The following is a 22,982-nucleotide window of genomic DNA, read 5'->3' as shown; positions in this document are numbered from 1 at the left end:
CACTTTTTGCTCAAGAGGACCTGGAAATGAAATCCCTTGCATATGATTACGTCGTTGTTGGCGCAGGTTCGGCTGGATGCGTATTGGCTTCGCGGTTAAGCGAGGATCCTAAGATCAAAGTTTTGCTCATCGAAGCAGGATCGCCCGCATCCTCCGTATTCGTTCATATGCCGGCGGGCATTCGTGTTCTCTACACGAGCAAAAAGTACAACTGGCGCTTTTGGACTGAGCCTCAAACCCATCTGAACAATCGGAATATATACATACCTCGCGGTCGGGTCGTCGGAGGATCGTCCTCGATCAATTCCATGATCGCGATCCGTGGCAATCCGTGGGACTACGACTCGTGGGCCGCCCAAGGACTGCCGTCCTGGAGTCACGAGTCTATGCGACCATATTTTCGAAAAATTGAAGATGCTAGGTCGGTCGCAGACGATTGTGATCCTGACCGAGGGTACTCAGGACCTATTCAGCTCTCATATGGCACGCTACAGCATGCAATCTCTAAAGCATTCATTGAAAGCGCCGTATCCGCTGGCTTGCCAAGGAACGATGGCTTTAACGGCACCTCCCAGATTGGTGCAGGCTTCTATGAACTCACCATCGCGAATGGCAAGCGATCTGGGGCTTACAAATATCTTGACCTGGGGAAAGATCGAAGAAACCTCACGATCATGACCGATTGCGCGGTCCGGCAACTAGCGATCGAAGGGTCGCGCGCGCGAGGCGTGGTGATCGAAAGGGGCGGTCGGGAAATGACAATCACGGCAGAGCGCGAAGTGCTACTAGCCGCCGGAGCGCTCGGGTCGCCACAACTCCTCATGTTGTCGGGGATAGGTCCAGCTGATCATCTTAAATCAGTCGGCATAAAACCCACTCTAGATTCTGTCGGCGTGGGAGAAAATTTGCAAGATCATCTCGACTGCCCGCTTCGTTTCGAAGCGTCCCAACCAATTACACTTACTCCTTATCTTGGGCTGTTAAAAGGAGGTCTGGCGGGTGCACAATACATGCTTCGCGGAAACGGTCCCGCCGCATCTCAGGGGGTCGAGGCCGGCGCATTCTGGGGCCCTGACAGTAGTTCTTCCCTGCCCGAATGGCAGGCCCACCTTATCCTAGCGTTGCGAAGCCCCCCGTCCGGCGAGCAAATTGCTCATGGTTTCGCTGTCCGCGTCTGCCAGCTTCGTCCCAAGAGCCGAGGAACGCTCAAACTTCGAACAGCGGATCCGTCAGACGCTCCTGCAATTGATCCGCGATTCCTTTCTGAGGAATCAGACCTTGTTAGCATGCAGAGCGGGATCGAGAGTATGTGCGAAATCGCTGAGCAATCGGCGCTGAAGCAACATATCAAACGCAAGCTGGACTGCGACGCGTTTTCTGGTCAGGCATCCCTTAAGAAATGGATACGTGAGCGCGCAGAAACGATTTATCACCCAGTCGGTACTTGCCGCATGGGTAAAGACAATGAAGCTGTTGTTGATCCCCAGTTGAGAGTCCGAGGCATCGATAACCTTAGGGTTATCGACGCCTCCATACTGCCAACTGTGATCAGCGGGAACACAAACTTGCCAATTATGGCTATAGCGGAAAAGGCTGCAGATATCATTCTCAACGGCGACTCCGCGTGACGTGCCCCCGCCAAATTAGTCCAGTTTGAACTGGAATTTTCCACTTATTAGAGCTGCCCCGTTTTGTGGTCCAGGTTCTAGGCAATTTCTCGGGCTGTTTGAGTTTGTCGCGCGAACTCGTTCGGCGTCAAGTTGCCGAGCGAGGTATGTGGTCTGTCGTTGTTATAGTGGCGCCTCCATTCGTCGAGTCGATCGATGGCATCAGCCATCGACAGGAACCATGATGCGTTGAGACATTCTGCGCGTAGCCGCCCATTGAAGGCCTCGCAAAATGCGTTATCCGTTGGCTTTCCAGGTCTGGAGAAGTCGATCTCCACGCCGCTAAGATGTGCCCATTGATCCAGCATTCTGCCGGCAAACTCCGGGCCATTGTCGCAGCGGACAGTCTGGGGTTTGCCGCGCTCCTTCTCCAGTTGGTCGAGAACATCGACGACCTGGGGGGCTCTAAAATTCGTTCTCGGAACGATCGCAAGTGATTCTCGCGTGTGGCAATCGACAATGGTCAAAAGCCGGAACGGGCGGCCGTCGAACAGCGCATACGACATGAAGTCCATCGCCCAGCATTGGTTCACGCTGGCGATCTCTGGCCGACCCGAGCGATAGCGCCAGGCTCGCTTCCGCTTCGGTATTTTCGACCTGATGGAGAGCCCTTCTTCGCGATACAGCCGGTAGGTTCGCTTGTGGTTCAAACGATAGCCTTCCCGCAGCAGAAGGATGTGGAGACGCCGATAGCCGTGGCGCACCCGACTGGCCGCCAGGCTGACGTGCCCCCGCCAAATTAGGCCAGTTTGAACTGGAATTTTCCACTTATGATCCCCGGACGGGGACAAGGAGAGTTCCATGAAGGCATCGAAGTTTTCAGAAGCGCAGATCGCATTTGTTTTGAAGCAGACAGAAGATGGCGCAGCCGTTGCCGAGGTCTGTCGCAAGGCGGGGATCAGCGAAGCAACCTTCTACAACTGGCGCAAGAAGTACGCCGGGCTCGTGCCCTCGGAGATGAAACCACATGGCGTCATCACGCCCGGCGCTAAGCTCGCGCAAGGTGTTGCGTTCACCGGTTGAATCCACCAAGGATTTTTTAGGATATCCCGCTCAGCCTTTAGCTTGTTAACTTCGAGCCGCAGTCGCTCAATCCCCTGCTGCTCCGGATTCATCTGTCCATGGCCCGGAAACGCCTGAACCGGATCGGAGTCGAACTTCCCTACCCATTTGCGCGGGACATTCTCATGAACGTCCAGGTCGCGGGCAGCTTGTGCTACCGATACCTCGCGCTCCCTGACTAGCCTGATCGGCTCAAGCTTGAACCCTCGGCGGAATCTTCGTCTCCGCATGACCCGTTTTCAGCTTCATGAAACACCAAAACCTGATGTCCATCAAACCGGCAGCAGCTCAGAGCGACTCTTCATCGCATGAAACTCATTTTGGCACGAGCAAATTTATGCGTAGGAACAAGTGCTGCATTGCTCAGGAGTAGAGGTGACAAGCAACGCTGCTGTTTCCTTCGCTGCGTAGCTCCGGCGCTATCTCGCTGCAGATCGGCATCACGTGGATGCATCGGGTGTGGAAACGACAACCGGTTGGTGGCCTCTGCGCACTAGGTATTTCGCCGTCGATCGTCTGGTGTACTCGGCTCGCTTCAAGAACAGGATTCGGCACTGGAATTGCCGCCATTAATGCCTTGGTATAAGGATGCTTCGGGCTTGCATACAGCTCATCCCTAGATGCGATCTCCACAATCATACCGAGATACATCACTGCGACCCTCTGACTAACATGGCGGACCACCGCGAGATCATGTGCTACAAAAATGGTAGAAAGACCTAGCTTTTCTTGCAACTCCTGGAACAGATTGACGACCTGCGCTTGGATCGACACATCTAAAGCGGAAACTGGCTCATCGCAGATCAAGAGTCGTGGTTCAACCGCCAGCGCGCGCGCAATGCTTACACGCTGGCGCTGACCGCCGGAAAGTTGATGTGGGTAGCGTTCGATCATGTCAAGCCGAATCCCAACCATCAGCAACAGCTCAAGGACGCGGTCGCGTCGATCGGCTTTGTTGTTATGCAGACGATGGATCTCAAGCGGCTCACTAACGATATCGCCGATCGACATTCGTGGATCAAGCGATCCGAAGGGGTCTTGATAAACCATCTGCATACGGCGCCGAATCGGCCGCATCTCATGCTGGTCGAAGTTCGTTATATCGATACCCTCGAAGGTGATCTTGCCGCTCATGACTGGCAACATCCGCAGTACCGCTAAACCCGTCGTGGATTTTCCGCAGCCGCTCTCCCCAACGAGCCCAAGCGTTTCGCCTTCTCGCACGAAAAACGAAACGCCATCTACTGCCCTCACCGGGTCGGCTTCACGCTGTAGAAATCCGCCACGGGCAGGGAAGTGGACCTTTAACGCCTCGACTTCAAGAATGTTGTCAACCATGGGGCACCATCCAGCACGCGTGTGAATGATCATCGCCGACCTTCATAAGATTTGGGATGTCGCGCCGGCAACGCTCAGCCGCCTCGCTGCAACGCGGATTGAATGCGCACCCCGACGGTAATTGTGCTAGATTGGGTGGCTGTCCGATTATCGGCACAAGCCGCATGCCGGCAGGCTGATCAAGCCGCGGGATCGAGGCCATTAGGCCACGTGTATAGGGATGCATCGGCTGTTCATAGAGATCGCCTGCATTGGCGGTTTCGACGATCTTGCCGCCGTACATTACACAGACACGGTCTGCATACCTCGCGACTACGCCGAGATCGTGCGTGATCAGGATTAATGCCGCCCCGGTTTCGTGTACGAGTTCCTTCAGAAGTCCAAGAATCTGTGCTTGCACCGTAACGTCCAGCGCAGTAGTCGGCTCGTCAGCGATGATCAACTTCGGCTGGCATGCCAACGCCATCGCAATCATGATCCGCTGGCGCATGCCGCCGCTAAACTGATGCGGATTGGTGTTAAGTCGGCCTTGCGCATCAGGCATTCGTACTCGTTCTAGCAACTCCTTTGCTTTCTTGTAGGCCATATTCCACGGCATTCTTTTGTGTAAATTGACGGGCTCCGCTATCTGCAGGCCAATGGTTAGAGATGGATTCAACGACGTCATGGGTTCCTGAAAAATCATGGCTATACGATTGCCGCGCACCGCTCGCATCTCCGCGTCGCTGAGCTTTAGAAGGTCAATGCCTTCAAACACAACCTCTCCAGCGACGATATGACCCGGGGGGTTAGGCACGAGGCGAAGAATTGACAGCGCAGTGATGCTTTTGCCAGATCCGCTCTCACCCACGATTGCGACCGTTTCGCCGGCGCTGACATCAAATGTGATATCGTTGACAGCGGTGAACGCCCCTGCACCACTTCCAAATTGAGTTGTGAGGTTGCGAACCTGAAGAAGAGGTGTACTCGCCAAATCTTTACTCCTAGATACGACAGCAGTGCCTCAAGCACTGCTGTCAATATTAGCCTCTGCCCACCTTCAACACGAACTGCATTTAGTGGCCCATCTTCTTCTTCAAATCCTGGTCAAGCCAGATGCGCGCATAGATTGGACCTGGACGCTCGGCGCCCGCACGTAGCTCGCCCTCATAGCCCTTTACCCACGGCCACCAGGCTGTGAACACGTAAGGCGTTGGCAGCCAGATGTATGGTGCCTTGTCGAGAATATCCGTCGTCATTTCGCGGACCATCACGATGCGCTTACTCTCGTCCCTCTCACGGTAAACCTCATCCATCTTAACGTTGAAGGCGGGATCGTTCCATTGTGAGGGGTTCCAGACCTGACCGGCGACGAAGCTCCTGTGCAACGTTCGCGTAGGATTGGACCGACCGTTGCTCATAAAGTACCCGGCTGCATTAGTCCGCGACGTCATTGCCGATAGGAACGCCGCGTATTCCATCGGTTGGATTTCCATCTTCACACCGATCTGTTCCAGATAGCCCGCGATCAGCGGCAACAGCTCCATGTGACTGGAAGTGCAGGAGCACACCTGCGTTTTGAACGTGAAGCCATTCGGATACCCCGCTTCAGCCAACAGCTTTTTGGCCTTCGCGGGATTAAACTTGAATAGCTCCTGCACACTCACCGGCTGCTTATCGAGACCTTCGTAGTATTCACCAAACTCCTTATATTGCGGGAAACCCAGCATCTCGGCATTGCCTTGGTAGTAAGCCTTGATAATCTCTTCCTTGTTGATCGCCATGTTCATCGCTCGGCGAACACGGACATCGTCGAACGGCTTGGTATCAACACGCATTGCCAAGAATGTTCCGCTGGTAGCTAGCCATCGATTCCATTTGAGACTCGGGGTGCTCTTCTTCAAACTTTCGGCGTCCTCCCAACCAATAGCCTCAAGTATGTCGAGTTTACCGGTCCGCAGTGCTGTTGTTTGAGTCACCGTATCCTTGATGGATCGCAATACGAGTTTGTCAACGTAAGGGAGTTTGAACTGCTTTCCGTTTATCGTCTCGGCATCCCAATAGATCGGGTTCTTCGCGTAAGTAGTGGAGCTTCCGGACAGATAATCTGTCAGCGTAAATGGGCCACTACCATTAACGTTTTTCCAGTTAGCGGCACCTGCATCAACCACCTCCTTAGGGATGATAGCTGAATAGTATCCGTACCCGAACCGGTAAGCCCACTCAGCGTTGTATTCTTTCAAATTGAAAATGACAGTGTACTTGTCCGTCGCTTTCACGCTCGTCACATAGTCATAAATTCCGTCCATCTTCTTCGGACTCGAATTTTGCCGATTGAAGGTGTATTGGATGTCATCAGCGGTGAGTTCGCGCGAGGCCATAACACCAGGCTTATCCGGGAACATCACTCCCTTACGCAAGGTGATTTTGAGCGTAAGAGGATTCTCCCACTCCCATTTCTCCGCAAGCTCTCCACGCATGCTTTTATTTGAAATGAAGGCATCAAGGACCAATGAGTCCTTTCCACCGCGACTCCTCGCCTGAGATATATCAGCCGCAAAGAGCTGCTCGTAGATCTGGCCGGTGTCGTGATTATGTTTCCATTGCCAGTCGTAATTGTCCCAGGAAAGAGCCGGAAGCGCAGTCCAGACGCTTGCGACTTCCAGGGTACCGCCGTATTTCGGAGTTTCCATCGTTTGAGCGATAGCTGTGTTTGCAAAGAGAAGTAAGCCAGTTAGCCCTGCGCCAACCTGCTTACGCCACACTTGGTTTCGCATTTTTTCCTCCTTAAGTTTCTAATATCGTTAACGAGTTCCACTCATCCGCGGGTCCAGCAGATCGCGTAGTGCGTCACCAAACATATTGACGCTAAAGACCACAATCGTCAGGCATATGCCCGGCGCTATCGCCATCCATGGCGCAAGATGCATGTAGTTGCGAGCACTTCCCGTGAGCATACCGCCCCACGTCGGCGTAGGAGGCGGAACGCCCAGCCCTAAAAAAGACAATGCGGACTCTACGAGTATCACCGCGCCAACACGCATCGTGAACAACACAATAATCGGAGGCATGACGTTCGGCAGAATATGACGCCAAATCACACGTGTATTCGATCCACCGATTGACTGAGCGGCATGAATAAAGCTCTGCTCGCGGACTGATAAAACCGCGCTGCGAATGATGCGTGAGCCTGCCACCCCATACAGACAACCAAGTACAAGGATGATTTGGAGCATGCCGGGGCCGACGACCGCCACTACGACGATCAGAATGACGATGTCGGGAAAGCTCATCCATGCATCGACGAAGCGCTGAGCAATCATATCGATCTTGCCACCAAGGTAGCCGGTTATGATGCCAATGACGACAGAGATGATGGTCGCAAGCATTGATGCGGATAGCCCAACAATGATCGACAGCCTCGCGCCATAAAGAACGCGAGAAAATACGTCGCGGCCGAGATGGTCGGTACCGAACCAGAACTGCCAGCTGGGCGGCTTCATCCGATTGCTCGGCATAATCTGGTTGAAGCCATATGGCGCTAACAGGTCAGCGAAGATAGCAGCGAACAGGAAAATTAGGCAGACAACGGCGCCGATCGCACCCAACGGGTTTTCACGGAATAAGCGAACCACAAAAGATCGAAACGTGCTGAGCTTGCGCATAAACTGTGTACCGGAGGAGTTCGAACGATAAGTGATTTCGGTCATCAGCGTGTCCGCACCTTCGGATCAAACCATCCGTAGCTCAAATCGACCAACAAATTGATGATTATGACAGCAACGCCGGTTATCAGAAAAACACCGGTAATCATTGGATAATCCCTGTTGCCAACAGCCTCCAGCAAAAGGAGTCCCATGCCGGGAATTGCGAAAATCTGCTCCATAATGATTGTGCCACCAAACAGTAAGGGAGCCAAAAGACCGATGAGAGTTATGACCGGAATCAATGCATTGCGCAGTGCATGGCGCACCATGATCGTCCTAACCGGCAAACCTTTGGCGTAAGCAGTACGGATATAGTCCTGCCGCAATACCTCCAGCATCATTGTTCGGGTCAGCCGCATGATGAGCGCGGATGACGCCATTGCTAGAATCAGAGCCGGGACCAACAACTGCACCAAGTGTGCAACGGGATCTTGTAATAGTGAGACATAGCTGATTGCTGGCGACCAACCCCACCACAAAGCAGGGAGTACCGCCACCAGCGTACCAATCCAAAAGCCCGGAATAGCGAGTGCCAAGATTGAAACGCTACGGAAAATGTAATCGCCGATCGTGTTCTGACGCAACGCCGCGTAAACCCCAATCGGGACGCCAATTGACAACGAAATGATGAGCGCCATGGCGCCTAATTCAAACGTAACCGGAAGGCGATGGACGACTTCGTCCATAACGGGCGCACCGGTCCAGAGCGAGTTTCCCAAGTTCCCGTGCAACAGAAGCGAGCCGAGCCAGCGAAAGTATTGAATGTATATTGGCTGATCGAGACCAAGCGCCGCTTCCAATTGAGCGCGTGGTAATCCGGACGCACTCCCGTCATTTTGCGACAACATCAGATCAATGACGCTTCCAGGTATGAGCCTAATAGTGAAGAAGACAATCAGGCTGGCAAAGAAGAGCGTGGGAATAAGAGCGAGAATGCGACGCGCGACATATCCCCCTATCACAACTGCACCTCTGCAAGTTTGGAAAGCAAGAAACTTGAGTGACAAATGGCCGCGCACGCTCCAGTAAGCCTCCAGACTGCAAAATCAGCAACCAATGGAACGCTTCGATAGCCTGAAACAGTTTTTCGGGCCCGCATGTCGTATCTCCCATAGCCAACGGGCAGCTGTCGCATCTAAACTCCACCCTCTTATGCGCATGCTGGTGCATGCGCATCCAAAACCATCACACCTGTTGGTGGGCACTCGATAGCCAGTCATGAATAGCATGCGCCATGCAAATTTGGCTCACTCCGATTGGTATCTCCACTTTGGAACGACCAATAATGTGCACGATTGATTGCTATGTCAACTGCGTTGCTTGCAGCTAACCCGGCAGGCGGAAGTTTTAAAGATGAGCCGTAGTAACGTTTATTATCTGCCAGCCCCGCGTCTTGGACCAACTTCGCGACCATGCGGCGCCTTGCCCAATTGCATTAGAAATTTCCAACCGCGGGCTCGCGGATGTTTCAAGGCCTGCCAGTCGCCAAGGGCGGGGGGCAAGATCGCCCGCCGGCACGTCAAAATGCTGATTTAGACAATGGGGACAGAAGCGCTCTACCACCGTCCGTCCCCCACGAAGCCTGAGCCCCGCCACAAGATCTATCCATATTTGCTACGCAGCATGGTGATCACGCGTCCAAACCAAGTTTGGGCGATGGACGTCACCTATATCCGATGGCGCGTGGCTTCATGTATCTCGCTGTCGTTGCTTGACTGGGCAACCCGTCGGGTTCTTGCGCGGCGGCTATCGATCACGATGGAATCGGCATTCTACGTCGAGATTCTAGAGAATGCTTTGGAGCGTCATGGCAGGCCGGAAATATTCAAACATCGACCAGGGTTCGCAGGTGCGACCTTCACCGGTGTGCTGGCCAGCAACGGCGTTGGCACCAGCATGGACGGTAAGAGGGCTTAGCCGGATAATGTGTTTGTCGAACGGCTGTGGTGCGGCCTCGAGTACGAGGGGCATATTGTGAGCCTACGCAGCGTCAGCGAGACGCTTAACTCGATCGGCCACTATCTCGACTAACAGCCGCGGTAGTACGCCGGATTAAGCCGACTTCATTCCGCCGCTGCTCCGCACGGCAGCCTAACGTCGGCAGAGACTCCACTTGTCGATGCGGAGCTTCTGTTCAGATAGCCGGAAACAGCTCATACACATGCGGGAGCGCGCGATCGACCTGAAACATCACGGCGGTAAATCGTCACTGATGGCGACACCGAGCGTTGGGAACATTAGCCTTATTTGAACCAATCCTTCCGATGCAAGCTGAGCATCGCCATTCATGACCGACGTTTAACCAAAAAAATGAGCCAGCCGTTATTTTCGGCAAGCTCAGTTTGGAAGGTTCACATAAACCATCGTAGCGTTGCTGGTTTAGTCGTCTAGGGACTCAACTTGGGGCCCCTACATCGCATTCGTAACCCAAGCCTAAAAGCGACGAGGACACCCTATCCGCTGCTCACCTGTGCGACAGCAGGTTGTCAGACTTTTTGACCGAACATGTTTTTCCAAGATTCCGTGCCCGGTTTTGCATCCCACTTCTTCGTGTCGGACATAACAGCGAGCCCCTCCTGCACCGCAGGACGCACCTTTATGGCATCGAACCACCGCTTGAGATTAGGATAGGAGTCCAGCTCCTGCCCCTGCCACCGGTAGGGACGAATCCAAGGAAAAGTCGCAATATCCGCGATCGAGTAGTCGCCGGCGAGATATTCACGATCGGCCAAGCGACGATCAATCACGCCGTACAGTCTGGCGGCCTCTTTCGTGTAACGCTCGACCGCATACGGTATTTGCTCCGGCGCATAGCGCCGAAAATGATGTGCTTGACCGAGCATCGGCCCGACACCACCCATCTGAAACATCAACCATTGAACCACTTCCATTCGTGCTCGCGGCTCTGCAGGAAGCAGCTTGCCGGTCTTTTCGGCAAGATAGAGAAGGATCGCCCCCGTTTCGAAAATCGGAAGCGCTTGTCCTCCAGGTCCATCATGATCGATGATGGCTGGAATCTTGTTGTTCGGGCTGATCTTGAGGAACTCCGCGCCGAACTGATCGCCCTTAGTGATGTCGATCGGCAGAACACGATAATGCAGGCCAAGTTCGGCCAGCATTATCGTGACCTTGTATCCATTCGGCGTCGTCCAGAAATAGAGATCAATCATACGAACTTCCTGTGAAACAATCGAATGGATAGCGTTGTGCGGATTAGGCATTAGGCCTGTCGAAGAGAATGCCGGGGTTGAGCACCCAGTTCGGATCGACCTCCCGCTTGCTCGCCTTCATCATGCGAATGAAGCCCGGATCGATCTCCTTGTCGTACCAAGGACGGAAACTACGGCCCACGGAATGGTGGTGAGTAATCGTCGCGCCAAACTCAATCAGAGTATCTGAAGCAACCTTGGACAGGGCTTGATAATGATCAATGTTCTTTTCATGGCTAGACGGAGCCATGACCGAGTAATACGGCGCAGGTCCATCTGGATAGAGAAACGAGAAGCGCCGGCAAACAATGCCCCCGCCACAGATTCTTTTCTGAGCTTCAGCCACTCGACGCAATATTTCGGTATCGAGCGCTTCGAACTTGTCCCAAGTATAGGCCGTCTCGAAGGTGAAACCGACAATCCCCATCGCCATGCGGGTGTGCATCAAATACGGAAGGTATCGGAACTGATTGCGCCAACTCCCCTGTGCACCCGAACGACTGGTTTCGAGTGCCTCGCCACCGGATCCGGCCTTTTGCTTCACCGTGCCGCCAAAGTCTCGGCAAATTTCTAGAGACCGTTCCAGCCACGCATCGACCGGATGATCCGCCGACTCATAACCGATCAAGAGCATTGACTCGGTGCCATCGCCAGCTCCGTAGAAGAGAGAATCCTGCTCATCGAGATAACGGCAGTTTGCAGGATACAGCCCCGCCTGGGTGATCTGGCGAACGGCCTTTGCCCCCTCATAAAAGGTCTTGAAGGAGACAGAAGCATTGGCACGAAAGACCACCCGACCCTGCAGACGCATCCACGCCTCTGTGATGATACCGAGGGTTCCTTCCGAACCAATAAAGGCGCGGTCAGGATTCGGGCCGGCGCCGGATCCCGGCAAACGGCGGTTCTCAATGGTGCCGGTCGGCGTTACAACGCGCAGACTTTCCACCATATCGTCGATGTGGGTCAAGTGGGTCGCATAATGCCCCGAGGAGCGCGTGGCGATCCAACCGCCGAGGGTCGAGAACTCCCAGGATTGCGGAACATGGCGCAACGTGAGCCCGTGTGGCTTCAACTGCGCTTCAAGCGACGGACCGAACGTGCCGCCTTGAATGCGAGCGGCCCGTGAAATCGGATCCACCTCAAGCACCTGGTTTAGATTCTCAAGATCGATAGTGACTACACCCTTGTAACGACTGTCATCTGGGGGAGTGATACCGCCCGTGACGCTTGATCCGCCACCGAAAGGCACGGCCGCGTACCCATTTTCGCCGCACCAGTCGAGAACGGCCGCAATATCCTTTTCGTCGCGAGGATACGCAACGATGTCCGGCGGGTTCGGAAATCGCCGCTTGTAGACCATCGCCAGATCGTGAAAGCTCTTGCCGTACGTGTGAGCAACGCGCTCCCATTTTTCGGTTGTGCAAAAACTCGCCAAAGAGGCGGGTGGCTGAATCCGCGGAGCACGAAGCTCAATTTCGTCAAGAGTCGGATCGGTGAGAATCGTGAAATCGGTCATTCCTAACCGTTTTGCAACTCGCTGCTGCATGGCAAGAACTTCAGACTGCGGGATATCCTGGCCTTCGTAACCCCACCCCCAGAATTTCCTGCGTTGTCCCTTGGGTGCACTTATGGGTACGTTCACGTTCGCTTCTCCTCAATTCATAAGCTGCTGGCAGCAACTTTTTGCGTTTACTTACGAGCAGGGCTCGCGAAAGGCTTGACTGTTCTCTGCGCTCGCCTTCCAAATTGGTACTACCACCATAAAGTAGCGAGGCTGACTGTCAAGAGCACTTTCGGTATTAATCGACAATTTCCGACCTTGATGTGGCTATCATTGGAAGAACCTTCATCCGCGCAAAAAGGCTTGCAACGTAAAGGCGACCTGCTGATCACTAAACTTAGAGTTCTTCATCAGTCGGACTCCCTTCAGTATCAGCCTAACCGGAAAATTTATTCAGCTTGGTCTAAACTTATCAACGCAGATCACGCCCCTTAGCTGAAGCGGTCCTTCATGGCACCGGGCAAGGGACCGCCAGTAGCCCAATCAAGCAACTCCACGGTGTGAACTATCGGAATAGCCGTCCCGGCACCGATCTGTGTCATGCACCCAAGATTCCCGCTCGCGATGATCTGCGGCCTTATCTTTTCGATGTTCGCTACCTTGCGTGACCGGAGTCGGTTTGCAATCTCGGGCTGCAGAATATTGTAGGTCCCCGCCGAACCGCAACAGATATGGCTTTCAGAAACGTCCTTCACGACAAATCCCATCTGCGTCAGAAGGGACTTCGGCTGATCCGCGATGCGCTGACCGTGCTGCATCGAGCACGCCGAATGATACGCGACGATCTGCCCCGTAGTCCTAACGGGCTCCTGGAGCTGAAGTTTATGGAGATACTCCGAGATATCCTGCGCGAGTGCGGAAATGCGCGCAGCCTTACGGGCGTATGCCTTGTCCTCGCGAAGCATGTATCCATAATCTTTGATGGTCGTTCCGCAGCCTGACGCTGTGATAATGATGGCATCGAGCCCGCTCTCGTCAAGCTCCCGTGTCCAGGCATCGACGTTGCGCCGGGCTGCCTCCAGCGCCGATTCCTCGTAACCCATATGATGTACGAGAGCCCCACAACATCCCTCATCGCGCGGGCTTGTCACCTCGATGCCATGACGATTCAGCAGCCGGATCGCAGCGTCGTTGATGTTCGGGTCGATGACCTGCTGGGCGCAGCCCGTCAATATTGCGACCCTGCCGCGCCTATCTTGCGCGACCAATTCCTGGGGAGCGGACCTCCGTGGTTTTAGAGCCGGAGCAAGATCGAGCATGGCGGAGAACTGCGCGCCGCCCGGAAGCCCAGCGAGCCATTTCCTCATCGGCCTGACCGCGGCCGCCGACAATAGCGCCAATCTCAGTCGTTTCGGATTCGGCAGCACCGCCGCCAGCATGCCCCGCAGAACACGATCGACCAAAGGGCGCTTGTAGGTCTTCGCAATGTGGGCCCGCGCATGATCCACCAGATGCATATAGTGCACCCCGGACGGACATGTGGTCATGCAGGAGAGACAGGACAGGCAGCGATCCACATGTTTGACGACCTTCTCGCTCGCCGGCTTCTCATTCTCGAACATATTCTTGATGAGGTAGATTCGCCCGCGCGGACTGTCGAGTTCGTCTCCCAGCAGCAGGTAGGTCGGGCATGTGGCAATACAAAAACCGCAATGGACGCAGGCGCGAAGAATCTTCTCCGACTCGTTCATGTGCGGCTCGGCGAGCGCCGTCAGCGAGAAGTTCGTTTGCATGGGATTCCGATCTTCGCTTCAAATGCCCGAGTACATTCTTCCGAAATTAAGGATACGGTCAGGATCAAACGCAAACTTGATCCTTCGAGTCAGTTCTGCGAGCGAAGGTGGAAGCGGCTCAAATATATCCACCTTATTTCGAATCTCCGGCGTTGCGCGCAAAAGCGTCGCGTGGCCGCCGAGGCCTCGCATTGCATCCCGGATCACCTTGGAGCCCGCATCCTCTGACGCGTTAACAGCGAGCCAAACTAAGCCGCCGCCCCAGTCATAGAAATGACGCACATCGAGTATCCGCTTGATACAGGCAACAATACCGGCTGCTTTCGACGGGGCCAGCGAGAGCCGCCATATGGCACTGTCTTCAGGATCCGCCAGCCATCGCGCATCCCGCACATCAGACCAAATATCTGTGCCCACCTCCCCTTCCAGCACATCTACCTTTCCATATGGCCGCCAAAGCTTGGCGATCTCGCCGCAACGATACGCCACGGAAGGCGCGAACCCCTCGATGCGGACAATGGTCATGGGGTCCAACACCACGCCCTTCGGCAGATGCGCTGCAGCGGAAACGGAAAATGGAGATCCCAGAGCCGTCGTCAATGCGGCGATTGCCGTCGCATCACTCAACCCGCACAGCACCAGCGAGGACGCGATTTCCGGTTTTGGCAAAACCTTGAAAGTAACCTCGCTGAACACACCGAGCGTACCCCACGCCCCACAACTGAGCTTTACAAGATCGAGACCGGTGACGTTCTTCATGACCCGTCCACCCGATTTCACGATATCGCCGCGGCCATTTACCAGCCGGATACCAATCAAACTGTCACGGCAGGCTCCTGCCATGATACGTCGCGGGCCAGAAACGTTTCCCGCTGCAATTCCGCCGATCGTCGGCTCATTGCTCCCACCGAGAAGCAGCCGATAGTCCATCGGCTCGAACGGCAGCATTTGATTCTGCGTTGCAAGTGCCTCGTTGATCTCGGACAACCGTGTTCCAGGAAGAGCTCCGATCACCAACTCCGTCGGCTCATACATCGATACTCCCTGCATGCGCTGCGTTGTAACAGACATTGCATACCCATTCGGCCGGCCGATACCCGACTTGCTACCCGCACCGCTGACAATCAACGGCATTTTTTCCGTCGCTGCCATCCTGATCGATTGAGACAGGTTCTTTTCGTCGCGCGGCTTCAGATCTCCTGACATTGCCCATCTCGTCCAGCGTTACATTTGATTTTTGTTTCGGCAGTCAATGGGAAACACCTTTTCCGTGTTGAGCAGCCATTTTGAATCGAACGCTGCACGCACGCGTATTTGTTGGGTAAGATCGATCTCACTGAATTGGTGACGCATTAAATCGCGCTTCTCAAGACCGACGCCGTGTTCGCCGGTGAGACAACCACCGACTTCAACGCAAAGCTTGAGGATATCGTTGCCCGCGGCCTCTGCTTTCGACTGCTCCGCCGGATCGTTCGCGTTATAGAGAATGAGAGGATGCATGTTTCCATCGCCGGCATGGAAGACATTGGCTACACGCAATCCATAGCGCTTCACGATCTCGGTGATCTGTGCGAGCACGTAGGATAACTTGCCCGTCGGCACGGTTCCGTCCATGCACAAGTAGTCCGCAACGCGCCCAGTCGCACCAAACGCTGACTTCCGCCCCTTCCAGATCGCCGCGGTTTCAATCGCGGATTTGCTCTCCCGTATCGTCTGCACGCCATTGGCTCGCGCAATGGAAATAATACGGTCAAGCGTCGCGTCCATTTCTGCTTTCGAGCCCTCCACTTCGATGATCAGAAGAGCTTCCGCGTCGAGAGGATACCCGGTCTTGGAAAAAGCCTCGCATATCTCGATCGCAGCTCTGTCCATGTATTCGATTGCAACCGGAATGATTCCGGCGGCGATAATTTCTGCAACTGTGTTGGCGGCTCCCTCGCATGAGGGGAATCCAAACAGAACGGGACGTGCGGCTTCGGCCGATCTCAGTATCCGGACGGTAGCCTCGGTCACGATCCCGAGTTGACCTTCAGACCCCACCACAACACCCAGTAGATCCAGGCCACCGCTATCGAGACCATTTCCACCTAGATCGATGATCGTTCCATCGATCAGAACCATTCTGACGCTGAGAAGATTGTTTGTCGTAACGCCGTATTTCAGGCAATGCGCACCGCCCGAGTTATTGGCGATATTGCCGCCAATGGTACAAGCAAGCTGGGATGACGGGTCTGGCGCGTAGAAAAAGCCTCTGTCCGCCACTGCGGACGTTATGCTTAGGTTGGTAACGCCCGCTTCGACCCGAATAAAGCGATCATCGTAGTTGATCTCGAGCACGCGGCTCATTCTTGAGAGCCCAAGCACGATCGCGTCCTCCGTCGGAATAGCCCCTCCCGCAAGGGAGGTGCCTGCACCGCGTGGCACGACCTTCACGTCATTGTCGTGGCAAAACTTGAGAACGGAGCGTACTTCATCCGTCGAGATCGGCAATACAACGGCTAGTGGCATCTTACGATAGGCCGCGAGCGCGTCGGTCTCATACGCCCTACATTCATCTCTATCCGTGATAAGGCCATCGGACGAAACCAAACTTGCCAAACGCTCGACGATTTCATCGCGACGTTTGAGAACTGTTTTGTCTGGTTCAGAAAATGCGATAGCACTCATAAACACCTCTTACATCGCGACATTTCCGATGAGGCTTCAATCTTCAGCGTGGGAAACGTTGGCCTCGCCTAAGGTAACGTTCATGATCTTAGCGGTCCGCCGCGTTCGTTAGGCAGGTGCCATCCACAGCAATGACAGCAAGCCTCTCCTGAAACTTAGGTTTTGGCACATCGAGGTAGCCGAATTCGCCGAGGATGATGAAATCCAATCCGCACGCTGCCTTGGCGACCAACGACCAAGCCATTGCGAGCGAGCGCAAGGGTGCAACGGGCGACTATTTCACAGAAGAGAACGCCGTGGGCTGCAGGAACTGATTGACGATGTTGTCGACGATCTGACCGTCCTTCTCACTCTCGGCTCGAGCTGAGGCCCATACGGGATCGGTGGCGAAAGCCGTCCACTTCTTCTCACGTTCAGCCATCGAACCCCATGCCAGGAAATAGGTCAGTTCTTGATTCGATGTTCCGACTAGCGTGGTAAAAAACCCCGCCGGCCTGATGCCATGCTTCTCCCACAGCTTAAGCGTAGTGGTCTCGAAACGCTTGAGCAACTCAGGCAAACGCCCTGGTACACAGCGATAGACGCGCATCTCGTAAATCAAGCGAATGCTCCTCTTTCTTCAGTATCGTTATGATCGATCTGTTCCGACCTCAATCGTCATCGTCCTGCCTCCAGGAAGCAGCTTGCCGGTCTTTTCCGCAAGGTAGTGAAGGATCGCCCCCGTTTCAAAAATCGGAAACCCTCGTCTTACAGGTCCATCATGATCGATGATGGCTGGTATCCTATTGTTCGGGCTGATTTTCGGAAATTCCGGACGAAATTGATCGTCCTTAGTGATGTCAATCAGCAGAACACAATAATGCAGGCCGAGTTCGGCCAGCATTATCGTGACCTTGTATCCATTCGGCGTGGTCCAGAAGTCAAAGATCGATTATAGCGGCAACTTCATTTGATTGATCCGAATGACATGACAGGTAGATTACGACGCCGGTCTGTCGAAAAGAATGCCAGGGTTGAGCACCCAGTTCGGATCGACCTCCCGCTTGCTCGCCTTCATCATGCGGATGAAGCCCGGATCGATTTCCTTGTCGTACCAAGGCCGGAAGCTGCGTCCGACGGCATGATGGTGCGTGATGGTGGCACCAAGCTCCAGCAGGGCGTCCGAAGCGACCTTGTTCAGCGCCGCATAATGTTCGAGGTTCTTCTCATGGGAAGACGGAGCCATAATTGAGTAATACGGCGCGGGTCCATCTGGATAAAGGAACGAGAAGCGCCGGCAAACAATGCCCCCGCCACAGATTCTTTTCTGAGCTTCAGCCACTCGACGCATAATCTCGGTATCGAGCGATTCGAACTTGTCCCAAGTATAGGCCGTCTCGAAGGTGAAGCTGACGATACCCATCGCCGCACGCACATGCATGAGATACGGAAGATATCGGAACTGATTGCGCCAACTCCCCTGCGCACCCGAGCGACTGGTTTCGAGGGCCTCGCCACCGGATCCGGCCTTTTGCTTCACCGTGCCACCAAAGTCTCGGCAAATCTCTAGAGACCGTTCCAACCACGCATCGACCGGATGATCCGCCGACTCATAACCGATCAAGAGCATAGACTCGGTGCCATCGCCAGCTCCATAGAAGAAAGCATCCTTCTCATCCAGGTACCTGCAGTTTGCAGGATAGAGACCTGCCTGGGTGATCTGGCGAACGGCCTTTGCCCCCTCGTAAAAGGTCTTGAAGGAGACAGAAGCATTGGCACGAAAGACCACCCGACCCTGCAGACGCATCCACGCCTCTGTGATGATACCGAGGGTTCCTTCCGAACCAATAAAGGCGCGGTCAGGATTCGGGCCGGCGCCGGATCCCGGCAAACGGCGGTTCTCAATGGTGCCGGTCGGCGTCACAACGCGCAGACTTTCCACCATATCGTCGATGTGCGTCAGGTGGGTCGCATAATGCCCGGAGGAGCGCGTGGCGATCCAACCGCCGAGGGTCGAAAACTCCCAAGATTGGGGAATATGGCGTAACGTGAACCCGTGCGGCTTCAACTGCGCCTCAAGCGACGGACCGAACGTGCCGCCTTGAATGCGAGCGGCGCGTGAAATCGGATCCACCTCAAGCACCTGGTTAAAATTCTCAAGGTCAATCGTCACGATTCCTTTGTAGCGACCGTCATCCGGCGGATTGATACCGCCTGTGACACTCGATCCGCCACCGAAAGGCACGGCCGCGTACCCATTTTCGCCGCACCAGTCGAGAACGGCCGCAATATCCTTTTCGTCGCGAGGATACGCCACGATGTCCGGCGGATTCGGATACTTGCGCTTGTAGATCATTGCCAGGTCGCGGAAGCTCTTGCCGTACGTGTGAGCAACGCGATCCCATTTTTCGGTTGTGCAAAAACTCGCCAAAGAGGCGGGTGGCTGAATCCGCGGAGCACGAAGCTCAATTTCGTCAAGAGTCGGATCTGTGAGAATCGTGAAGTCGGTCATCCCGAGGCGCTTCGCAACCCGCTCGTGCATCGAATCGACTTCAGACTGCGGGATATCCTGGCCTTCGTAGCCCCAGCTCCAGAACTTCCTGCGCCCCTTTGGCGCGCTTATCGGTGCATTCATTGCTTCGCTCCTTGCTTCTCGCTCGTGTTAAACTAGAAAGCCACCCGAACTGATTCATCTTCCCGACACTCGGGAAAGAAACCTACGGTAGCCTACCGATCCTTCCAAATTGGTCTTACCAAAAAGACCCAAACGATGCTTTTTGTCAAGCGCATACTCAATGGCTGCTCGATTTCATCATCGCCGTAGACCACCATTGCAGTGGCTGGGCCCGCGTTTCGTTGATGCGGACACAGCCAAGCGAGCCCGCAGATTCAGGTTTCTGAACATCTTCAGAGTTTGATTTCGCGAGGGAATCTCGCGCCTCTTTCGAGGCCAAGCGATTGCCGGCGTGAGGCTAACCGTTCATTTGAGTTATGAACTTGGTGTTCAAGTAGGCCTCCATGGCTTCGATCCCTCCCTCCGAGCCATAACCGGAGTCCTTGATGCCCCCAAACGGCGTTTCAGGTAGCGCAAGGCCATGATGGTTCACCGACATCATTCCGCTTTCGACTCCCGTGCTGATGGCAGCAATGACGGAAGCCGATTTGGTGTAGGCATAGGCAGCGAGGCCAAATGGAAGACGATTTGCCTCCGCTATGGCCTCATCCAGATCAGAGAAGGCGCTGATCGGGGCGACGGGGCCGAAGGGCTCTTCGTTCATGATGCGCGCGTTCAGCGAGACATCCGTAAGAACTGTCGGCTCGAAGAAGAATCCCTCGTTTCTGATTCTCTTTCCGCCCGCTCTGACGCGTCCGCCGCGCGAGATAGCGTCGGCGATAAAGGCCTCCATCGCCTCTATGCGGCGATGATTGGCCAGCGGACCCATCTGGCTCGCTGCATCAAGACCGTCGCCAACGACCAGATTCTTCGCAGCCGACGTGAAGTGATCGACGAACTCCTCGTAGACGCTTTTGTGCACGATGAAACGCGTGGGCGAGACGCAAACTTGGCCGGCGTTCCTGAACTTCGCTGCAGACAGCAGTCTGGCTGACTCCTTCACGTCCGCATCGCCGAACACGAGCGCCGGCGCATGGCCTCCCAATTCCATCGTCACACGCTTCATATGGCTTCCCGCCAGAGCGGCAAGCTGCTTGCCGACCTGGGTCGAGCCGGTGAAGGAAATCTTGCGAATGAGCGGGTGAGCGATCAGATAGGAAGATACCTCAGCGGGCACGCCGAAAACCAGATTGAGCACGCCGGGTGGCAGACCGGCATCGGCGTAGGCCTGCACCAGAGCAGCGCAACTGGCCGGTGTCTCCTCTGGCCCCTTGAGAATCACGGAGCAACCAGCCGCGATTGCAGCAGAGATCTTGCGGACGGCCTGATTGATCGGAAAATTCCACGGCGTGAACGCCGCCACCGGCCCGACCGGCTCCTTGATCACGAATTGCTGCACCCCCTCAGAACGCGAAGGAATAGCGCGGCCGTAGGATCGACGAGCTTCCTCGGCAAACCAGTCGATGATGTCCGCGCCGAGCAGCACCTCCAGCTTCGCTTCCGCCAGGGGCTTTCCCTGCTCGAGCGTAAGAATGCGAGCGATTTCACCGGACCGCTCGCGCAGCTTTTCGGCAGCCGACCGCATGAGCTTGTAGCGGTCGAACGCCGACGTCTTGCGCCATATACTGAAGCCGCGTGATGCGGCATCCAACGCGCGATCAAGGTCGTCAATAGAAGCGTGCGGAACACACCCAATCGCAAGCCCGGTCGCTGGATTCAGCACGGCCCCAGTTTTGCCTTGCGACCCGTCGCACCAGGCCCCGTCGATGAACATTTTGACGTCCGGATAGGTCCGTTCCTGCTTCATGGCGATGTCCATTGGCCTTCGATGGGGATTAAACGATTTGGAATGACTAGACCGAAAGCGCCGACGCTTCAGCGTACTTCTTCAAATCATGCTTTCTGATCTTGCCGTTTGGCGCGACCGGCAGCTGCTGCATCACGATGATCTGCTGAGGCTTCTTGTATCTGGCCAACTGTCCCTCGATGAACGTGAACAGGTCGTTGGTCTCGACGGAACCTCCAGGAACCGGCTGCACAAAGGCTATGATCTCCTCATTGCCCTCAACCGATCGTCCAACGACGGCAGAGTTGAGAACCGTCGGATGCGTGTTGAGAACCGCTTCGATCTCAGGCGGGTACACATTGAACCCCGAGCGAATGATCAATTCCTTTGATCGGCCTTGGACGATCAATTCGCCGCTCGTATTGCGGCTGACAATATCGCCGGTCTTCAAATAGCCCTGCTCATCGATAACCTCTGCGGTAAGCTCCGGCTGGCCATAATAGCCAAGCATGACATTTGGTCCTCGCACGAGAAGTTCTCCCGGCAAACCCTCTTCAACCTCATGACCGTCCGCTCCGACAATCTTGATCTCGACTCCTGGGATGGGGGGACCAATGTTGACTTCGTCTCTGCCCATTGCGTACTGCGTCCGGCTGATCGTGGGCGACGTTTCGGTGAGACCATAACCATTGTGGAGAACCACCCCGAACACACGTTCGACGTTCTGGCGCAATGAAAGGTCCAGCGGAGCGGTACCACTATAAACATATCGGAGCCTGTTCGGTGTGAGCTGAAGGCCAGCTTGATCGACGTGAGCGACGATACGCGACAGCAACGCTGGTACGGTGGCAAAAATCGTAAGCGCCCCGTCGGCGATGGCATCGATCGCCTGCGCAAGTGCGAATCTTGGCATGATTCTCAGATGCGCACCCGCAAAAAGCATGCCCTGCAAGAGCGTAAGCCCATACGAATGGGAAATCGGCATCACGCACAGCGAGACGTCGTCCGAACGAATTGTATCGGTTCTTTTGCCGCGGCACGCGACAAACGCAAGGCTGCGATGACTAAGCATCACTCCTTTTGGGCGCCCGGTGGTGCCCGTCTTATAGATAACAACGGCAACCTGCCGTGAGGAATCCCGATGAACCCTTTCCGCGACAGAATCTGCATCAAGCCTTCCGATTTTCATCTCACCTATCCCGATGAACGACTCGATATCGGCACGCCGGCGACATGCATGAGCATCTGCCTCAGGTGAAATAGCATGAGTATAGAACACACGCCGCGGTTGGCAGTCGTTCTCGATCAAGTCCAACTCATGCTGACTGAGCCGCGCGTTTGTGACGACCGCCCATGCGTCGATTCGACTCAACGCATACAGCAATACGATTGCCGCGATTGAATTTTCACACACGATCATGACTCGATCGCCCGGACGAATACCGAGCCGGCTCATTTCAATGGCAACAAGCTCGACCGTGTCGATCAGACGGCGATAAGACCATACGACACCATGTTCGTCGGTAAACGCAACGCGAGAAACGTCCCCCCTTGCACCCTCATCAAGTATCTCGTGAATGCGGGGCGGCAGGTTTGATATCAAATCCATTTTCGCCGATCCATCTTCCCGGTCAGGGCTGAAACTCAACAACCGGCATCCGCGTCGCGATGAAAATTCGT

The 22,982-nt window shown here is 54.9% G+C and carries 17 protein-coding genes and 3 pseudogenes; 3 read left to right on the top strand and 17 right to left on the bottom strand.

Going from position 1 to position 22,982, the window contains the following annotated elements:
- Positions 1-26: 26 nt before the first annotated feature.
- Positions 27-1,628, top strand: a complete 1,602-nt coding sequence (locus LVY71_RS04540; RefSeq protein WP_184086077.1) for a GMC family oxidoreductase — start codon at positions 27-29, stop codon at positions 1,626-1,628.
- A 77-nt stretch (positions 1,629-1,705) separates the two neighbouring features.
- Here LVY71_RS04540 and LVY71_RS04535 read toward each other — a convergent pair.
- Positions 1,706-2,386 (bottom strand): annotated as a pseudogene (locus tag LVY71_RS04535) (IS3 family transposase); the annotation flags it as partial.
- 82 nt (positions 2,387-2,468) lie between these two features.
- Between LVY71_RS04535 and LVY71_RS04530 the strand changes: the two are divergent.
- Positions 2,469-2,630 (top strand): annotated as a pseudogene (locus tag LVY71_RS04530) (transposase); the annotation flags it as partial.
- Between the two features lie 74 nt (positions 2,631-2,704).
- Here LVY71_RS04530 and LVY71_RS04525 read toward each other — a convergent pair.
- From LVY71_RS04525 to LVY71_RS04500, 6 genes and pseudogenes are all read right to left on the bottom strand, one after another.
- A pseudogene (locus tag LVY71_RS04525) lies at positions 2,705-2,959 on the bottom strand (transposase); the annotation flags it as partial.
- A gap of 133 nt (positions 2,960-3,092) precedes the next feature.
- The gene (locus tag LVY71_RS04520) at positions 3,093-4,067 is read right to left on the bottom strand and encodes an ABC transporter ATP-binding protein (RefSeq protein WP_184086078.1); all 975 of its coding nucleotides are present in this window, start codon (positions 4,065-4,067) and stop codon (positions 3,093-3,095) included.
- Entirely contained in the window at positions 4,060-5,040 is a 981-nt protein-coding gene (locus tag LVY71_RS04515) for an ABC transporter ATP-binding protein (protein ID WP_184086079.1), read from the bottom strand. The genes LVY71_RS04520 and LVY71_RS04515 overlap by 8 nt, the downstream gene beginning before the upstream one ends.
- Before the next feature lie 82 nt (positions 5,041-5,122).
- On the bottom strand, positions 5,123-6,823 hold the full coding sequence (locus tag LVY71_RS04510; protein ID WP_184086080.1) for an ABC transporter substrate-binding protein: 1,701 nt from the start codon (positions 6,821-6,823) through the stop codon (positions 5,123-5,125).
- A 27-nt stretch (positions 6,824-6,850) separates the two neighbouring features.
- Positions 6,851-7,756: an ABC transporter permease gene (locus LVY71_RS04505; RefSeq protein ID WP_210312041.1), complete on the bottom strand. Its 906-nt coding sequence runs from the start codon at positions 7,754-7,756 to the stop codon at positions 6,851-6,853.
- Positions 7,756-8,772, bottom strand: a complete 1,017-nt coding sequence (locus LVY71_RS04500; protein ID WP_235098530.1) for an ABC transporter permease subunit — start codon at positions 8,770-8,772, stop codon at positions 7,756-7,758. Before LVY71_RS04500 ends, LVY71_RS04505 begins: the two co-directional genes overlap by 1 nt.
- Before the next feature lie 604 nt (positions 8,773-9,376).
- Here LVY71_RS04500 and LVY71_RS22940 point away from each other — a divergent pair.
- Positions 9,377-9,670 (top strand): DDE-type integrase/transposase/recombinase, encoded by a 294-nt coding sequence (locus tag LVY71_RS22940; RefSeq protein WP_184086081.1) that lies wholly within the window; start codon positions 9,377-9,379, stop codon positions 9,668-9,670.
- A gap of 569 nt (positions 9,671-10,239) precedes the next feature.
- On the opposite strand, the gene LVY71_RS04490 is transcribed toward LVY71_RS22940, so the two are convergent.
- The 10 genes from LVY71_RS04490 to LVY71_RS04445 all read right to left on the bottom strand — a co-directional run bounded on the left by LVY71_RS04490 (position 10,240) and on the right by LVY71_RS04445 (position 22,911).
- Positions 10,240-10,923 carry a glutathione S-transferase N-terminal domain-containing protein gene (locus LVY71_RS04490; RefSeq protein ID WP_184086082.1) on the bottom strand — a complete coding sequence of 228 codons (684 nt, stop codon included), beginning with the start codon at positions 10,921-10,923 and terminating at the stop codon, positions 10,240-10,242.
- Between the two features lie 43 nt (positions 10,924-10,966).
- A complete protein-coding gene (locus tag LVY71_RS04485) occupies positions 10,967-12,604 on the bottom strand; it encodes an FAD-binding protein (protein ID WP_184086083.1) in 1,638 nt (545 codons plus the stop codon).
- A 350-nt stretch (positions 12,605-12,954) separates the two neighbouring features.
- Complete coding sequence (glcF, locus tag LVY71_RS04480) at positions 12,955-14,256, bottom strand: glycolate oxidase subunit GlcF (RefSeq protein ID WP_184086084.1); 1,302 nt, start codon at positions 14,254-14,256, stop codon at positions 12,955-12,957.
- A gap of 18 nt (positions 14,257-14,274) precedes the next feature.
- Positions 14,275-15,462, bottom strand: a complete 1,188-nt coding sequence (locus LVY71_RS04475) for an FAD-binding protein (RefSeq protein ID WP_184086085.1) — start codon at positions 15,460-15,462, stop codon at positions 14,275-14,277.
- A gap of 18 nt (positions 15,463-15,480) precedes the next feature.
- On the bottom strand, positions 15,481-16,923 hold the full coding sequence (locus tag LVY71_RS04470; protein ID WP_184086086.1) for an FAD-linked oxidase C-terminal domain-containing protein: 1,443 nt from the start codon (positions 16,921-16,923) through the stop codon (positions 15,481-15,483).
- 274 nt (positions 16,924-17,197) lie between these two features.
- Positions 17,198-17,524, bottom strand: coding sequence for an NIPSNAP family protein (locus LVY71_RS04465; protein ID WP_184086087.1), 327 nt, complete (start codon positions 17,522-17,524; stop codon positions 17,198-17,200).
- Between the two features lie 27 nt (positions 17,525-17,551).
- A complete protein-coding gene (locus LVY71_RS04460; RefSeq protein ID WP_347339977.1) occupies positions 17,552-17,851 on the bottom strand; it encodes a glutathione S-transferase N-terminal domain-containing protein in 300 nt (99 codons plus the stop codon).
- Positions 17,852-17,902: 51 nt separating this feature from the next.
- Positions 17,903-19,537, bottom strand: coding sequence for an FAD-binding oxidoreductase (locus tag LVY71_RS04455; RefSeq protein ID WP_184086089.1), 1,635 nt, complete (start codon positions 19,535-19,537; stop codon positions 17,903-17,905).
- A gap of 337 nt (positions 19,538-19,874) precedes the next feature.
- Entirely contained in the window at positions 19,875-21,323 is a 1,449-nt protein-coding gene (locus LVY71_RS04450; RefSeq protein WP_184086090.1) for an NAD-dependent succinate-semialdehyde dehydrogenase, read from the bottom strand.
- Between the two features lie 46 nt (positions 21,324-21,369).
- Complete coding sequence (locus tag LVY71_RS04445; RefSeq protein WP_184086091.1) at positions 21,370-22,911, bottom strand: class I adenylate-forming enzyme family protein; 1,542 nt, start codon at positions 22,909-22,911, stop codon at positions 21,370-21,372.
- Positions 22,912-22,982: the final 71 nt, after the last annotated feature.

Source organism: Bradyrhizobium sp. G127, assembly GCF_021502575.1.
Lineage (GTDB): Bacteria > Pseudomonadota > Alphaproteobacteria > Rhizobiales > Xanthobacteraceae > Afipia.
The sequence above is the reverse complement of the archived record's forward strand: the minus strand, read 5'-3'. Positions and strand labels throughout refer to the sequence as shown.

What these genes read in the sequence shown, in the direction of transcription:
- LVY71_RS04540 (WP_184086077.1), top strand. Translation starts at nt 27, where the DNA reads ATGAAATCCCTTGCATATGATTACGTCGTTGTTGGCGCAGGTTCGGCT.
- LVY71_RS04520 (WP_184086078.1), bottom strand. Translation starts at nt 4,067, where the DNA reads ATGGTTGACAACATTCTTGAAGTCGAGGCGTTAAAGGTCCACTTCCCT.
- LVY71_RS04510 (WP_184086080.1), bottom strand. Translation starts at nt 6,823, where the DNA reads ATGCGAAACCAAGTGTGGCGTAAGCAGGTTGGCGCAGGGCTAACTGGC.
- LVY71_RS04505 (WP_210312041.1), bottom strand. Translation starts at nt 7,756, where the DNA reads ATGACCGAAATCACTTATCGTTCGAACTCCTCCGGTACACAGTTTATG.
- LVY71_RS22940 (WP_184086081.1), top strand. Translation starts at nt 9,377, where the DNA reads ATGGTGATCACGCGTCCAAACCAAGTTTGGGCGATGGACGTCACCTAT.
- LVY71_RS04490 (WP_184086082.1), bottom strand. Translation starts at nt 10,923, where the DNA reads ATGATTGATCTCTATTTCTGGACGACGCCGAATGGATACAAGGTCACG.
- glcF (WP_184086084.1), bottom strand. Translation starts at nt 14,256, where the DNA reads ATGCAAACGAACTTCTCGCTGACGGCGCTCGCCGAGCCGCACATGAAC.
- LVY71_RS04475 (WP_184086085.1), bottom strand. Translation starts at nt 15,462, where the DNA reads ATGTCAGGAGATCTGAAGCCGCGCGACGAAAAGAACCTGTCTCAATCG.
- LVY71_RS04470 (WP_184086086.1), bottom strand. Translation starts at nt 16,923, where the DNA reads ATGAGTGCTATCGCATTTTCTGAACCAGACAAAACAGTTCTCAAACGT.
- LVY71_RS04455 (WP_184086089.1), bottom strand. Translation starts at nt 19,537, where the DNA reads ATGAATGCACCGATAAGCGCGCCAAAGGGGCGCAGGAAGTTCTGGAGC.
- LVY71_RS04450 (WP_184086090.1), bottom strand. Translation starts at nt 21,323, where the DNA reads ATGAAGCAGGAACGGACCTATCCGGACGTCAAAATGTTCATCGACGGG.
- LVY71_RS04445 (WP_184086091.1), bottom strand. Translation starts at nt 22,911, where the DNA reads ATGGATTTGATATCAAACCTGCCGCCCCGCATTCACGAGATACTTGAT.